This window comes from Micrococcus sp. HMSC31B01 (assembly GCF_001816085.1).
Lineage (GTDB): Bacteria > Actinomycetota > Actinomycetes > Actinomycetales > Micrococcaceae > Micrococcus > Micrococcus luteus.
In genome coordinates, this window is record NZ_KV825156.1 from 1 (window position 1) to 550 (window position 550).

The 550-nt window shown below is 68.0% G+C and carries 1 protein-coding gene; it reads left to right on the top strand.

Features of this window, described 5'->3' with window-relative positions; genetic code table 11:
• A partial coding sequence (locus tag HMPREF3105_RS07055; protein WP_141762454.1) for a helix-turn-helix domain-containing protein occupies positions 1-550 on the top strand: 550 nt, incomplete at both ends.

The window sequence follows — 550 nt, forward strand, 5'->3', positions numbered from 1 at the left end:
TGCCGTTGGGTGTGGTGGGGTTGACGGCGGATCAGGTCGCTGAGGTCTCGGGTGTGGACCTGCAGGAGCGGACCTCGCTGGCGGCGCTGCTGCGGTCCGTGCTCGGGGGCGTGATGGACTCCGAACTCAGCCTTCGCGACGAGGTGGACGTGTTCGCGCCCGTCGCCGACCTGCTGAAAGTCACCCTGCTCAGCGCCCTCACTCCCGACCGCGCCACGACCCGGTATCCGCTGGCCGAGCAGATCGTCACCTACGTGCTCGACAACCTCACCGACCCCGGTCTCGGAGCCGCCCGGATCGCGAAGGACCTGCACGTGTCCGAGCGTCTGCTCTACGCAGAGATGTCCCGCGCGGACATCAGGCTCGCGCAGCTGATCCAGTCCCAGCGCCTGCGTCGCGTCCGCGACGCCCTGACCGCACCGGCCACCATCGACGTCCCCATCGGCATCCTCGCCCAACAGCACGGATTCGTCTCCGCCAGCCACTTCAGCCGCATCTTCCGCGAAGAATTCGGCACCACACCCCGCCAATGGCGCAACAACACCACACC